Annotated in this window: 1 protein-coding gene; it reads left to right on the forward strand. The window is 71.0% G+C overall.

Annotation, left to right across the window (positions count from 1 at the left end):
* Positions 1-10: 10 nt before the first annotated feature.
* Positions 11-16447 (forward strand): type I polyketide synthase, encoded by a 16437-nt coding sequence (locus ACWESM_RS27460; RefSeq protein WP_452494169.1) that lies wholly within the window; start codon positions 11-13, stop codon positions 16445-16447.
* Positions 16448-16482 lie beyond the last annotated feature (35 nt).

The raw sequence follows: 16482 nt of genomic DNA on the forward strand, positions 1-16482 counted from the left end.
AGGAAATCCCATGGTCGAAGCGGCGAATGACATCGCTATCGTCGGAATGTCGTGCCGGATGCCGGGCGCTTCCGACCTGGAGAAGTTCTGGCGGTTGCTGCGCGAGGGCCGCGATGCCGTCGGGCAGGCGCCCGCCGACCGGCCCGGTCTCGAGGAGACCGCGGGATTCCTCGACTCGGCCACCGAATTCGACGCCGGATTCTTCGGCGTCCCACCGAACGAGGCGAACGCCATCGACCCCCAGCAGTTGCTCGGGCTCGAGCTCAGCTGGGAGGCGTGGGAGGACGCCGGTCTCGGGGACGCGACGGGGGCGCGGGCCGGCGTGTTCCTCGGCTGCACCGGCACCGATTTCGCCGAAATCGTTGCCGCGCAGGGCAGCACCGGCGTCGGTCGGCATTCGCTGTGGGCCGTCGGACGAGGGGTCACCGCCAACCGGATCTCGAACTACTACGGGTTCACCGGGCCGAGCATGGTCGTCGACAGCGGGCAGTCCTCGTCCCTGGTCGCGGTGCACCTGGCCTGCGAATCGATCCGCGGCGGCGAATGCGAGGTGGCCGTGGCGGGCGGGCTGAATCTCATCCTGTCTCCGTTGAGCGGCGAACGGTACGAGCAGTTCGGCGCGCATTCGGCGTCGGGGAAATGCCACACCTTCGACGACCGGGCCGACGGTACCGTCCGCGGCGAAGGCGGCGGCATGATCGTGCTCGAGCCGGTGGAGCGTGCGATCGCCGCGGGACACCGGATCTACGCCGTGATCCGTGGCAGTGCCGTCAACAACGGCAACGAGCGGCAGGTATTGAGCGCCCCGAGCGGCGCTGCCCAGGCCGCCGTCATCCGGGCCGCGCTGACGGCGGCCCGGGTCGACGGCGCATCGGTGCAGTACGTGGAATTGCACGGCACCGGCACGCCCGCGGGCGACCCGGTGGAGGCGGCGGCGCTGGGCGAAATCTACGGCGCGGGCCGCCCGGCGGGCCGGCAGCTGGCCGTGGGTTCGGTCAAGACCAACATCGGGCATCTGGAAGGCGCCGCGGGAATCGCGGGATTGATCAAGACCGCACTGTGCCTGCGGCACGGACAGCTCGCGCCCAGCCTGAACTTCCGAAACCCCAATCCCCGTATCCCGCTGGACGAGTTGGGCCTGCGGGTGCAGACCAGCACGCAGCCGTGGACGGGCGACGCGCGTCGCCGGGCCGGTGTCTCGTCGTTCGGGATGGGGGGAACGAACGCGCACGTGATTCTCGAGGAGGCGCCCGCGACGGCTGCCGTCGAGGTGACCGGCGAGACCCGGCCCGCGGTGTGGCTGCTGTCGGCCCGGAACCGGGAAGCCTTGCGGGAGCAAGCTGTTCGTCTGCGGGAGTGGCTGGCGGAGCACCCGCGAGCCGGTAGCGCCGAGGTGGCGTACTCGCTCGCCCACACCCGGACGCCGATGGAGTGGCGGGCAGCGGTGGTGGGGTCCGGCGCCGATCGGATGCGTGCCGGGCTCGCCGCCTTGGCCGACCCGGCACCCGACCTGGTCGCCGCTGATCCCACGGTGGTGTCCGGCCGGGCCGCGGCGCGCCGGGTGGTGTTCGTGTTCCCTGGCCAGGGCAGCCAGTGGGTGGGAATGGGCGCCGGACTGCTGGCGTCGGACGAGGTCTTCGCGGCGTCGATCGCGGAATGCGAGGCGGCGCTGGCGCCGTTCGTGGACTGGTCGCTGACCGACGTGCTGCGCGGGACGCCGGGAGCCGCCTCGCTGGATCGCGTGGACGTGGTGCAGCCGGTCCTGTTCGCGATGCTGGTATCGCTGGCAAGGCGGTGGCAGGCGGCCGGTGTGCGGCCGTCCGCGGTGGTGGGGCATTCGCAGGGCGAGATCGCGGCCGCGGTGGTGGCCGGTGGACTGTCGCTCGCGGACGGGGCGCGCGTGGTGGCCCTGCGATCGCGCGCGGTCGCGGAACTGCTCGCGGGCTCGGGCGGTATGGCGTCGGTCGGCTTGCCGGGTGACGCGGTCGCCGACCGGCTGGCGGCCTTCGGCGGCCGATTGTCGGTCGCGGCGGTGAACGCGCCCGGCCAGACCGTGGTGTCCGGGGCGGCCGACGCGATCGAGCGGTTCCTGGCCGAGTGCGCGGCGGAAGGGATCTGGGCGAAACGTATTCCGGTGGACTACGCGTCGCATTCGGCGGCGGTGGAACGTATTCGCGACCGCGTGCTGGCCGACTTGGCGCCGATCCAGCCGAAAGCCGGTGCGATTCCGTTCTTCTCGACGGTGACGGCCGAGTTCGTGGACACCTCCGGCCTGGACGCGGCGTACTGGTATCGCGGATTGCGCGAGCAGGTGCGCTTCGCCGAGGCGATCGAGGCGTTGCTGCGCGCGGAGATGACGGCATTCGTGGAGACGAGTCCGCATCCGGTGGTCGCCTCGGCGATCGAACTGGTGGCCGAGGCGTTGGGCGCGGCCGACCGAGTGGCGGTGTGCGGCACGCTCCGGCGTGGTCACGGGGGCCCGGAGGAGTTCGCCACGGCGTCGGCCCGGGTCTACTGCGCGGGTGTCGACGCGGTGGCGGCGGAATTGGCTCCGCCGGCCGCGCGAGTCGACCTGCCAATCTACGCGTTCCAGCGCCGCCGGTGCTGGACGCCGGAGGTCGGCGCGGGCGCGGCGGATCTGCGCCGTGCCGGGCTGGTCGCGCCGGATCATCCGATACTGGGCGCCGCGGTGCCGGTGGCGGAGCGCGACGAATGGCTGTTCACCGGGCTTCTGTCCCCCGACACCCAGCACTGGCTGGCGGATCACCTCGTCTTCGGGGCTCCCGCGGTGCCCGCGGCGGTCTGGCTCGATGTCGCGTGGAGCGTGGGCGCTCGGGTGGAGGCCGCGCGGGTCGAGGAACTGCGGATCGAGGCGTCGCTGCCCGCGAACACGCCGTGGACGATCCAGGTGCGCGTCGCGGCAGCCGACGGGAGTGGTCGGCGGACGTTCACCATCCACGCCCGGCCCGCCACCGGTGCCGCCGCGGAATGGTCTCGGTGCGCGCAGGGAGTGCTGGCCGGAGACCGAGACGAGATCCCCGCTCGGCCGGACGTCGAGTGGCCGCCCGCCGGAGCCGAACCGGTGGCCGCCGAGGAACTCTACGACCGGCTGGCAGGCCGCGGGCTCGGCTACGGTGTGGCATTCCAGGGCGTCACGGCGTCCTGGCTGCGCGGTCGCGACGCGTTCGCCGAGGTTTCGCTCGACGAGTCGGTCGGCGATCGAGGCCGGTTCGGCATCCATCCCGCGCTGCTCGATGCCATGGCGCACGCCGCGACGGATCTGCTCGCCCACGACACACCCGACCGGACGCCGATGCCTCTGTCGTTCACCGGCGCTCAGCTGTATCGCTCCGGCATCGCCGCCGCCCAGGTGCGGATCGAGCGGGTCGATGCGGACACCGTGCGGGTGACGGCCGTCTCCGAGGACGGCGAGCCGGTTCTGGTGATCGGCTCGCTTCGGCTGCGCATGGTCGATCGGGTGATGGACGACTCCCCGGCGGCGGTACCCGTGTCCGCGCCGACGCGCCGCAGGCGCGCCGCGGTAGAGGGTCCGCTCGCGCCGCGGCTGTTCGCCGTCCCCGAGCCGGAGCGCGACGCGCTCGTGCTGAACGTCGTCGCCGAACAGGCCGCCGCGGTACTCGGCTACGAGTCTCCCGAGGCCGTGCCCGCCGATCTGCCGTTCACCGCCTTCGGATTCGACTCGCTGAGCGGCGTCCAGTTGCGCGACCGGCTGGCCGCGGCCACCGGGCTGACGCTGCCCGCGACGCTGATGTTCGACCACCCCACGCCCACCGCGGTGGCGCGGCTGGTGCGCGCTCGGCTCGAAGGGACCGATCCCGCCGCGCCGCGTACCGTGCGCCGCGCCCGATCCGACGAGCCGATCGCCATCGTCGGGATCGGCTGCCGCTTCCCGGGCGGTGTCGGATCGGCCGAGGACCTGTGGCGTCTGGTCGCCTCCGAAACCGACGCGATCACGCCGTTTCCCGAAGACCGGGGATGGGACCTGGAGCGGCTGTTCCATCCCGATCCGGACGAGCCGGGCACGGTCTACATCCGCGAAGGCGGATTCCTCTCCGGCGCGGCGGAATTCGACGCCGGGTTCTTCGGCATCGGGCCGCGGGAGGCGGCGGCGATGGATCCGCAGCAGCGGCTGATGCTGGAAGTCGCCTGGGAGGCGTTGGAAGACGCGGGCCTGCACCCCGCCGCGCTCCGCGGTACGGATGCCGGTGTGTACGTCGGCGCCTGCGCCTCCGGCTACGCCGACGGCGTGACCGGGGAGTACGAGGGTTTCCGGCTGACCGGGACGTCGCACAGCGTCATCTCCGGCCGCGTGGCCTACGCCTTCGGCCTGGAAGGTCCCGCGGTCACGATCGACACCGCGTGTTCCTCGTCGCTGGTCTCACTGCACCTGGCTTGTCAGGCGCTGCGCCAGGGCGAGACCTCCCTGGCGCTGGCCGGTGGGGTGAGCATCTCGGCGAGTCCGGCGCTGTTCGTCGACTTCGCGCGTCAGCGGGGGTTGGCGGCGGACGCGCGGTGCAAGCCATTCTCCGCCGCGGCCGACGGCGTGACCTGGTCCGAGGGCGTCGGCGTGCTGGTCGTCGAACGCCTCGCCGACGCCCGTCGCCTCGGGCACCGGGTCCTGGCGGTCGTGCGCGGTAGCGCGATCAACCAGGACGGTGCGAGCAATGGCCTGACCGCGCCGAACGGTCCGTCGCAGGAGCGGGTGATCGCGGCGGCGCTGGCCGACGCGGGGTTGCGGCCCGCCGATGTCGACGCGGTGGAGGCGCACGGAACCGGTACCGCGCTGGGCGATCCGATCGAAGCGCAGGCGCTCATCGCCGCCTACGGCGCCGAGCGAGCGGAACCGCTGCGCATCGGATCGGTGAAATCGAATATCGGTCACGCCGTCGCGGCCGCCGGTGTCGGTGGCGTGATCAAGATGGTGCAGGCGTTGCGGCACGAGATCCTGCCGAAGACAGTGCATCTCGATGCGCCGACTCCGCACGTGGACTGGTCGGCGGGTTCGGTGCGGCTGCTGAGCGAGCCGGAGCCCTGGCCTGCGGGCGACCGGCCGCGTCGTGCCGGGGTGTCGTCGTTCGGTATGAGCGGGACGAACGCGCACCTGATTTTGGAAGAAGCTCCGTCGCAGGCGATTTCGGCAGAGACGCCTACCGCCGCAGATGATCCGGGTGATGGTGATCGCGGTGTCCGGACGTGGACGGTGTCCGCGCGCACCCCGGAAGCATTGCGTGCGCAAGCGATTCGGCTCACCGAATGGCTCACCGCGCAACACGACGTGAACGTGGCGGATGTGGCGCACACACTGCTGCGGCACCGCGCGCAGCTGGAGTTTCGCGCCGCGGTGGTCGGGCGCGAACTCGGGGATCTGCGGTCCGGGCTCGCGAGTCTGGCCGAAGCCTCCGACAGCGATTCCGTGGTCACCGGCCGTGCCACGGCGCGGCGGGTAGCGTTCGTGTTCCCGGGTCAGGGCAGCCAATGGCCCGCGATGGGCGCCGAACTGCTCGCCACGCATCGAGTTTTCGCGGAGTCGATCGCGGACTGCGAGGCGGCGCTGGCGCCGTTCGTGGACTGGTCGCTGACCTCCGTCCTGCGTGGGGAGCCGGGCGCGGCATCGTTGGACCGGGTGGATGTGGTGCAGCCCGCGCTTTTCGCGGTGCTGGTGTCGCTGGCGCGAGTGTGGCGGGCGAGCGGTGTGGAGCCCGCCGCGGTGGTGGGGCATTCGCAGGGTGAGATCGCGGCGGCTGTGGTGGCGGGCGGGCTTTCGCTCGCCGACGGCGCGCGTGTGGTCGCCGTCCGGTCCCGGATCGTCGCGGAGGAACTGGCGGGCGCCGGTGGCATGGTGTCGGTCGGGCTGGCGGCAGAGGCGGTCGCGGACCGCTTGGCCGGGTTCGGGGACCGGTTGTCGGTGGCGGCGGTGAACGGGCCGGGGCAGACCGTGGTGTCGGGGGAGATCTCCGCCGTGGACGAATTCCTCGCGGCCTGCGCGGCCGACGGTGTGTGGGCGAAACGGATTCCGGTGGACTACGCGTCGCATTCGGTCGCGGTGGAAGCCATCCGCGAACGAGTCCTGACGGAGCTGGCTCCGGTCGCGCCGGTATCCGGTTCGGTGCCGTTCTTCTCGACCGTGTCCGCGGACTATGTCGACACCGCGACGCTGGACGCCGCCTACTGGTATCGCGGCCTGCGCGAGCCCGTCCGGTTCGCCGAGTCGGTCGCAACGCTGCAGCGAGCGGGTGTGAACGCCTTCATCGAGGTCAGCCCGCACCCGGTTTTGACCGTAGGGATCGAGCTGGCGGCGGATGCCATCGGCATGTCCGGCCGCGTGGCCGTGCTGGGCACCCTGAGACGCGAACTCGGCGGGCCGGAACAACTCTCGCTCGCGCTGGCGCGCGCCCACTGTGCCGGTATCGACCTGGCCGCACGGGCATTGGCGCCCGTCGCCACCCGGGTGGACTTGCCGCGGTACGCGTTCGAGCACAAGCGGCACTGGCTGGCGCCTGGCGGTGTGCCGGATATTCGGCAGTCGGGTCTGGACGAGGCGGCGCATCCGTTGCTGGCGGCGATGGTCCGGCTGCCGGACAGCGACGAGGCGGTGTTCACCGGCCGGCTGTCGCGTTCGGCGTATCCGTGGCTGTCCGATCACGCTGTCGCGGGTGTGGCGTTGCTCCCCGGAACCGCCTTCGTGGAGCTCGTCCTGCACGTCGGCGCGGTGGTCGAGTGCACGCGGGTGTCGGAACTGGTGCTCGAGGCGCCCTTGGTGGTGCCGTCGTCGGGGACCGTCGAGCTACGGGCGGTGGCCGCCGCACCGGACGAGTCGGGCAGGCGCAGGGTGTCGGTGTACTCCCGGTCGGACGAGGCCGCATCCCGTGTCGGGCACGATGCGGCCGACCGGAGCTCGGGCACGCCGTGGGTCCGGCACGCCGTCGCCACGATCACCGCCGAAGCGGATGCGGCCGAGGCGTCGGTCGTGGCCGTCCGCCCACCGGCCGCTGTGGCCGCGATCGATAGCTCCGCTGTCTACCCGGAGTTGGCCGAGCGTGGCTACGAATACGGTCCGGTGTTCCAGGGACTGACCGCCCTGTGGCGCGGTGACGGCGAAGTCTTCGCCGAAGTGACACTGCCGGAGCCCGGCCGCGCCGGTGCCGCCGAATTCGGCGTACATCCGGCATTGCTGGACGCGGCGCTGCACGCGGTCCTGCTCGGCGGGCTCGTCTCCGACGTGCCGGATGGGACGGTCGCGGTGCCGTTCTCCTGGGAGAACGTCAGGCTGTACGCGACGGGAGCGACCACGCTGCGGGTCCACGCGTCCCTGTCCGGCTCCCCGTCCGCCGGACCGCGGATCGCGGTGACCCTCACCGATACCTCGGACCTGCCGGTGGCCGAGGTGGGCGCGTTGACCATGCGCCCGATCCCGGTCGAGGCGCTCGGACGGTCCCGGCCGCGCAGCGAGGGACTCGGCTACCGGGTGGAGTGGGTCGCGTCGTCCGCGCCGGAAGTCGCGGCCGCCGGGGTCTGGAGCGAAGCCGAAGACGGCGACACCGTGCGCGTCGAGGGACGGGTGGCGACGGTGATCCGGCTCGACGAGGCCGCGGGCGGCACTGTGCCGGAATCGGTACGGGATGTAGTGACCGCGGTGACCACGCGGGTGCAGCGGTTGCTGGAGCGGGAGACGCCTATCGTCGTGGTGACCCGCCAGGCCGTGGCGGTGCATCCCGGTGAATCGGTGGATCTGTCCGCGGGAGCGGCGTGGGGATTGCTGCGGACCGTCCAGAGCGAGCATCCGGATCGGATCCTGCTCGTCGACGTCGACGACTGGGCCGAATATCGGGAGAGCGTCGCGCTCGCGATGACCACGAGCACCGAACCCCAGTTCGCCGTCCGCCGTGGTGTCGCGCACGTTCCGCGCTTGCACCGGGCAGCGGGCGACGTCGGGAACGCGAGCGTGGCGACGCGGGCTTCGGCGTGGGCGCTGACCCACCACGGCAAAGGTGCCCTGACCGGCGACAACCTGACGCTCACCGAGACGCCGGACGCGTCGCGGCCGCTCGGCCCCGGCGAGGTCCGGGTGGCGCTGCGGGCGGTCGGTCTCAATTTCCGCGACGCCTTGATCGCCTTGGGCATGTACCCCGATCCGGACGCTGTGCTGGGTGTGGAGGGCGCCGGTGTGGTGGTCGAGGTCGGTTCCGAAGTGCCGAATCTCGTGCCGGGCGAACGTGTTTTCGGGTTCTTGACCGGTGTGGGGTCGGTCGTGGTGGCGGACTGCCGGTTGTTGGTGCGGATGCCTGCGGGGTGGTCGTTCGCGGAGGCGGCGGCGGTGCCTGCGGTGTTCGTGACGGCGTTTTATGGGTTGGTGGATGTGGCGGGGGTGCGTGCTGGGGAGCGGGTGTTGGTGCATGCGGCGACGGGTGGGGTGGGGTTGGCTGCGGTGCAGTTGGGGCGGTGGTTGGGTGCGCGGTTGGTGGTGACGGCGAGTCGTCCGAAGTGGGGTGTGTTGCGGGGGTTGGGTTTTGGTGACGAGGAGATCGGTGATTCGCGGTCGCTCGATTTCGAGGGGAAGTTCCGTGCGGGGCTGGGTGGTGTGGATGTGGTGTTGGATTCGTTGGCGGGTGAGTTCGTGGACGCCTCGTTGCGGTTGCTGGGGCCCGGTGGCCGGTTCGTGGAGATGGGGTTGCTGGATCGGCGTGATCCCGAGCAGGTAGCCGCCGACCACCCCGGGGTGCGGTACGACAGTTTCGTCCTGCTGGAGGTGGCGCCGGAACGGCTGCGGGAGATCCTGACAACGGTTGTGCAGCTGTTCGAGGCCGGGATCTTGACGCCGTCCCCGCTCACCGCATGGGATCTGCGGCAGGCGCCGGAGGCGTTGCGGTTGATGAGTCAGGCTCGGCATATCGGCAAGAACGTGCTGACGGTGCCCGCGCCGTTGCGGCCTGAGGGGACGGTGTTGATCACCGGTGGTACCGGTGGGTTGGGTGCGTTGGCGGCTCGGCATCTGGTCACCGAGTACGGGGTGCGCAGGCTGGTGCTGGCGAGCCGACGCGGCCCGGAAACGCCCGGTGCGGCCGAACTCCGCGACGAACTCGAGGCTCTGGGTGCGCACGTGGAGGTCGTCGCCTGTGACGCGGCGGACCGGGACGCACTCGAGACGACGCTCGCGGCGATCCCGTCCGAGCATCCCCTGACCGGCGTCGTCCACGCCGCGGGTGTGCTGGCCGACGGCCTGTTCACCGGCTTGACGGCGGAGCGGATCGCGGAGGTGTTGCGGCCGAAGGTGGATGCGGCGTGGAATCTGCACGAGGCGACGCGGCATCTGGATTTGTCGATGTTCGTGTTGTATTCGTCGGTCGCGGGTGTGATCGGTAATGCGGGGCAGGCGAATTACGCGGCGGCGAACATGTTCCTGGACGCGCTGGCGCAACACCGGCAGGTGAACGGCCTGGCGGCGACCTCGATCGCGTGGGGACTGTGGAGTCGCAGCACCGGTATGACGGGCGCGTTGGGTGATGCCGATATCGCCCGTTTGCGGCGGGAGGGTTTCCCGCCGTTGGGCGAGCGCGAGGGGATGGCCCTGTTCGACGCGGCACTCGCGGGCGGCGCGTCGTCGTTCGTGGCTGTCCGCGTCGACCGTGACGCACTGGCGGAAACCAAAGCTCGCGCCCTGACAAGCGATTTGGTGCGACCCTCCCGCCGCAGGATCGCCGATGCGGTGGCGCAGCGACCGGAACTGGCCACGCGGCTGGCGGGTCGCTCGGCTGCCGAACAGGACCGCATCGTCCTCGATCTCATCCGCGCCCAGGCGGCGGCGGTGCTGGGACATACGAGCGCCGAGTCGATCCCGGCGGACAAACCGTTCCGCGACATCGGCTTCGACTCACTCGGTGTCATGGAATTCCGCAACAGGCTGTCCGAAGCCATCGATCTGCAACTGCCGTCGACGCTGGTCTTCGACCATCCGACCGCCACAGCTATGGCGAAGCTGGTGCGCTCTCTGGCGGCGCCGACCGCCGCCGAGCAACCCGCCGAACAGGCGCCACGCCGGGACCGCGCGGTCGACGAACCGATCGCCATCGTGGGCATGAGCTGCCGCTTCCCCGGCGGGGTCACCTCACCGGAGAGTCTCTGGGACCTGCTGGTCGCCGGCGTGGACGCCAGCGGAGACTTCCCCACCGACCGCGGCTGGGATCTCGAGCGACTGTTCGACGCCGACCCGGACAAACCGGGTACCTCCTACACCCGCCGCGGCGGATTCCTCGCGGACGCCGGTGATTTCGACGCCGGTTTCTTCGGCATCGGTCCCAGGGAGGCGTCCGCCATGGACCCCCAGCAGCGCTTGCTGCTGGAAGCGACCTGGGAGGCGCTCGAGAATGCCGGTGTCGACCCGGTCGCGTTGCGTGGCAGCGATACCGGCGTCTTCGCCGGAGCGTGCTCATCCGGCTACGGCGACCGGGTCACCGGAGAACTGGAGGGCTACCGCCTCACCGGCACCACGCACAGCGTGATCTCCGGCCGGGTGGCCTACGTCTTCGGTTTCGAAGGCCCGGCCGTCACCGTGGACACCGCGTGCTCCTCGTCGCTGGTCGCCCTGCATCAGGCCACCCGCGCCCTGCGCGACGGAGAGACCTCGCTGGCACTGGCCAGCGGTGTGACCGTCGCGGCCGATCCGTATCTCTACGTCGACTTCGCCCGCCAGCGCGGCCTGGCGCCCGATGGACGCTGCAAATCGTTCTCCGCCGACGCCGACGGCGTCGGATTCGCCGAGGGCGTGGGGGTGCTCGTGCTCGAACGGCTGTCCGATGCCCAGCGCCTCGGGCACACCGTGCTCGCTCTCGTGCGCGGTAGCGCGATCAACCAGGACGGTGCGAGCAATGGCCTGACCGCGCCGAACGGTCCGTCGCAGGAGCGGGTGATCGCGGCGGCGCTGGCCGACGCGGGGTTGACGCACGCGGATGTCGACGCGGTGGAGGCGCACGGAACCGGGACGACGTTGGGCGATCCGATCGAGGCCCGGGCCCTGATCAATGCCTACGGGCGCGACCGCGCCGGTCGCCCGCTGCTCATCGGGTCGGTGAAATCCAATCTCGGCCACACCATCGCCGCCGCGGGCGTCGGTGGCGTGATCAAGATGGTGCAGGCGCTGCGGCACGAAACCCTGCCGAAGACACTGCACGCGGACGAGCCGAGCCCGCATGTGGACTGGTCGGCGGGCACCGTGCGACTGCTGACCGAGGCAGAGGCGTGGCCCATCGGGGGCCGGGTCCGCCGGGCAGGCGTGTCGTCCTTCGGCGTCAGCGGCACCAACGCGCACGTCATTCTGGAAGAGGCGCCCGCGGCGGGGCTGTCACCGATCGTGCCCGCTCCCGGGCCACGCATCGAGACGGTCGTGCCCTGGCTGGTGTCGGCCGAATCCGAGTCGGGCCTGCGGTCGCAGGCCGAGCGGCTACGGCAGTGGTCGATCCGCCACCCCTACGCCACACCATGGGACACCGCCCACGCGCTGCTCACCACCCGTGCGCAACTGCCGTGGCGCGGCGCTGTCGTCGCACGCGACCGGGACGAACTGCTGGCCGGGCTGGCCGAATTGGCCGCAGGCAGCCCGGGTGCGATCGCCGCGAAGACGAATGGGGCGGGCCGGACGGCGTTCCTGTTCACCGGGCAGGGCGCTCAACGCGCCGGGATGGGCGCCGGTCTGTACGCGGCGTTCGGCGTGTTCGCCACGGCCTTCGACGAGATCTGCGCCCATATCGATCCGCTGCTCGGCCGGTCGCTGCGGGAGCTGGTCTTCGACCCGGACGGCGCCGGTCTGCTGGAGCGGACCGAGTTCACCCAGCCCGCCCTGTTCGCGTTCGAGGTGGCGCTGTTCCGGCTGCTGGAATCGTTCGGCGTCGTTCCGGACGTGCTCATCGGACATTCGATCGGCGAACTGACCGCCGCGTATCTCGCCGGGGTGTGGTCACTGCCGGACGCGTGCGCGCTGGTGGTGGCGCGTGGGCGGTTGATGGGCGCATTGCCCGGCGGCGGCGCGATGCTGGCCGCGGCGATCCCCGAAGAACAGGCGGTGGATCTGCTCGAGGAGTTCGCCGGTGAGGTTTCGCTGGCCGCGGTGAACGGTCCGGGAGCGGTGGTGTTCTCCGGCGCGGCCGCCGCGATCGACGCGATCGCCGACCGGCTGGCCACGGCGAACGCGCGGACTTCACGGCTGCGGGTGAGCCATGCGTTCCATTCGGCGGCGATGGAACCGATGCTGGACGAATTCCGCCGGGTGGCCCGAGGCTTGACCTACCATCGGCCGTCCCTGCCGATCGTGTCGAATGTGTCGGGCGCCCTGATCGATGCCGAACCGACCGACCCGGACTACTGGGTCGCCCAGGTGCGCGGGTGCGTCCGGTTCGCACCGGGGATCGCCACCCTGATCGACGACGGCGTCCGGCGGTTCGTCGAGGTCGGCCCGGATGCCGTGCTGGCCGCCATGGTTCGGCAGTGTCTGGCCGAAAAGCCCGACGCGGAAGCGGAATCGATCGTGGTCGCGGCCGCTCGGCGCTCGACCGACGAGCCGGACCAGCTCGTGACCGCGCTGGCGCAGGCCACCGCCGGAGGAGTGCCGGTGGACTGGACGCCGCTGTTCGCGGGCCGCGCGGTCGAGCGGGTAGCACTGCCGACCTACGCGTTCGAGCATCGGCGGTACTGGTTGCCACCGGTCCGGGTGGCGGATGTCTCGCGCTCGGGACTGGACGACGCGGGTCATCCACTGCTGGGCGCTCTGGTGCGGTTGCCGGATTCGCCGGATGTCGTGTTCACCGGGCGATTGTCCGGAGCGGATCATCCGTGGCTGGCCGATCACGCGGTCGGCGGGGCTGTCGTGTTCCCCGGCGCCGCCTTCGTCGAACTCGTCTTGCACGTGGGCGCGGCAGTGGACTGTCCCGCGGTGTCGGAGCTGGTGATCGAGGCGCCCTTGCCGGTGCCCGCGGCGGGTGCCGTCGAATTGCGGGTGGTCGCCGGTGGGCCGGATGAATCCGGTGCACGGGCGGTCACGGTGTATTCGCGGTCGCGGGACGGCGAGGAGCCCGGTGCCGACTCTGCCGAGTGGGTACGTCACGTGACCGCGACGGTGGCCGCGCGAGCGGATGGCCCGTCAGCCGCGTCGGTGGCGACGAGTTGGCCACCGGCAGGCTCGACCGCGCGTGAACTCAGCGGCGCGTATGCGGATCTGGCCGAGCTCGGCTACGAGTACGGCCCCGCGTTCCGGGGGCTTTCCGCGCTGTGGCGCGGCGACGGTGAGGTCTTCGCCGAGGTCGTGCTGCCCGAGTCCGCTCGATCGCAGATCGGCGGGTACGGAGTGCATCCGGCGCTGCTGGACGCGGCGCTGCACTCCGTCCTGCTCGGTGGGCTGGCCGAATCGGAGGACGGTGCGGTGGCCGTGCCGCACTCGTGGGAGAACGTCAGGTTGTACGCGGCCGGAGCGACCACGGTGCGAGTCCATGCCGCCGTATCCGCCGTAGCGGCGGGAGAAACCCGAATCGCGGTGACGCTCAGCGATGTCTCGGGGCGGCCCGTGGCCGTGATCGGTGCGTTGAGCCTGCGCAGGCTCTCGGCCGATGTGTTCGCGTCGGTGCGCCGCCGCGCCTCCGGCTACGGCATCGACTGGATCGCACTGCCCGCCGTCGAGCCGAGCGTGACCGCGGCCTGGGACGTCGCAGGTGATCTCGAGACCGTGCAGGTCGCGGGCGCGGACGCGACGGTGGTCCGGCTCGAAACCGAGGCCGAGAAGGGTGAGCTGCCCGCGATTGTGCGAGCGGTGGTGACCGCGACGACGAGTCGCGTACGAGAGCTGCTGGAACGAGAGGGTCGGGTCGTGGTGGTGACCCGGCGGGCGGCGCCGGTCGATGCCGGTGAGTCCGTCGACCCGGCCGCGGGAGCGGCGTGGGGAATGCTGCGCACCGCCCAGAGCGAGCACCCGGAGCGGATCCTGCTCGTCGACGTCGACGACTGGGCCGATTACCGGGAGAGCGTCGTCCTGGCGCTGACTCTGAACGCCGAACCGCAACTCGCCGTCCGCGGCGGCATTCCGCACGCACCGCGTCTCCACCGTGCCGGGCGCGCGGAGGACGCCCGCCTGCGTGGCGCGGAGCTATTGGCCGCCGGAACTTCCGACCACCGGGAATGGTCGTTCGCGCCGACCGGGAAAGGCACCCTGACCGCGGACAATTTCGGCCTGCGCGTACTTCGGGACGCCTGGGAGCCACTGGCTCCGGGGCAGGTGCGGGTGCGCACGATGGCGGTGGGCCTGAACTTCCGGGACGTACTCGTCTCGCTCGGCACCTACCCCGATCCGGACGCTGCGCTGGGTGTGGAGGGCGCCGGTGTGGTGGTCGAGGTGGGTTCCGACGTGACGAACCTCGTGCCGGGAGATCGAGTCTTCGGGTTCCTGCCGGGTGTGAGGTCGGTGGTGGCGGTTGATCGCCGATTGGTGGTGCGGATGCCTGCGGGGTGGTCGTTCGCGGAGGCGGCGGCGGTACCTGCGGTGTTCGCGACAGCGTTCTACGGGTTGGTGGACGTGGCGGAAGTTCACGCTGGGGAGCGGGTGTTGGTGCATGCGGCGACGGGTGGGGTGGGGTTGGCCGCGGTGCAGTTGGGGCGGTGGTTGGGTGCGCGGTTGGTGGTGACGGCGAGTCGTCCGAAGTGGGGTGTGTTGCGGGGGTTGGGTTTTGGTGAGGGTGAGATCGGTGATTCGCGGTCGCTCGATTTCGAGGGGAAGTTCCGTGCGGGGCTGGGTGGTGTGGATGTGGTGTTGGATTCGTTGGCGGGTGAGTTCGTGGATGCGGGGTTGCGGTTGTTGGGGCCGGGTGGCCGGTTCGTGGAGATGGGGATGCTGGATCGGCGTGATCCGGCACAGGTAGCCGCCGAACATCCCGGAGTCGCCTACACCGGTTTCATGCTCATGGACCTGGCGCCCGACCGGCTCCACGAGATCTTGACCCGCATCGTCGATCTGTTCGAGGCGGGTGTCCTCACTGCGTCTCCGCTCACCGCATGGGACATCCGGGATGTGCCCGAGGCATTGCGATTCATGAGTCAGGCTCGGCATATCGGCAAGAACGTGCTGACGGTGCCCGCGCCGTTGCGGCCTGAGGGGACGGTGTTGATCACCGGTGGTACCGGTGGGTTGGGTGCGTTGGCGGCTCGGCATCTGGTCACCGAGTACGGGGCGCGCAGGCTGGTGCTGGCGAGCAGACGCGGCCCGGATACACCGGGTGCGGGGGAGTTGCGCGACGAGCTCGTCGCTCTCGGCGCGCACGTGGACGTGGTCGCTTGCGATGCGGCGGACCGGGATTCGTTGGATGAGGTACTGGCGGCGATCCCGCCGGATCATCGGTTGACCGGTGTCGTGCACGCGGCCGGGGTGCTGGCCGACGCGCTGCTGGAGAACATGACGGCGGAGCGGATCGCGGAGGTGTTGCGGCCGAAGGTGGATGCGGCGTGGAATCTGCACGAGGCGACGCGGCATCTGGATTTGTCGATGTTCGTGTTGTATTCGTCGGTCGCGGGTGTGATCGGTAATGCGGGGCAGGCGAATTACGCGGCGGCGAATGTGTTCCTGGACGCGCTGGCACAACACCGGCGGGTGAACGGCCTGCCCGCGACGTCGATCGCGTGGGGGCCGTGGCAGCAGAGCACCGGCATGACGCGGACACTCGCTGACACCGACTTCGCCCGTTTGCGGCGGGAGGGTTTCCCGCCGTTGGGCGAGCGCGAGGGGATGGCGCTGTTCGACGCCGCGCTGTCCGGTAGCAGGGCCGCGTTCGTGGCGGCCCGCATCGACCGGTCCGCGCTCACGGAGAGCGCCGATCACGACCCGCGGCCGATCATGCGCGACCTGGTCGGACCCGACCGGCGCCGAGCCGAGACCGTGGTGGGTGGATCGCCGCAACCGGTGCACCGCCTTGCGGGCCTGTCGACCGCCGAGCAGGACCGGGTCGTCCTCGATCTGATCCGCGCCGAAGCCGCGGCGGTTCTCGGGAGCGACGCCGAGACCATCGCCGCCGACAAACCCTTCAGCGACATCGGATTCGACTCACTGGGTGTCATGGAATTCCGCAACCGGTTGAAATCGGCCGCGGGCGTCCAGGTGCCCGCGACGGCGATGTTCGACTACCCGACTCCGAGGGACCTGGCGGGCTATCTCCGCCAGGAGATCGCTCCGGTGGAGGACCCGGCGAAACGGCTCGCCGCCGAAGTCGAAGCCCTGGCCCACAGTCTCGCCTCCGCCGAACTCTCCGCCGCCGACCGGTCGTCCCTGGCGACCACATTGTCCGCCCTGCTGCGTGAACTCGAAGGCAGGGACGCCGGCGCCGCCGATCCGGGCGGCGACGCCGACCACCTGGACACCGCGGACGATCACGAACTCTTCGAGTTCATCGACAACCTCAGCTGACCTCGCACGATCAGGAGCCCCACCGATGGCCGACA

This window comes from Nocardia sp. NPDC003999, from assembly GCF_053604885.1.

What these genes read in the sequence shown, in the direction of transcription:
- ACWESM_RS27460 (WP_452494169.1), top strand. Translation starts at nt 11, where the DNA reads ATGGTCGAAGCGGCGAATGACATCGCTATCGTCGGAATGTCGTGCCGG.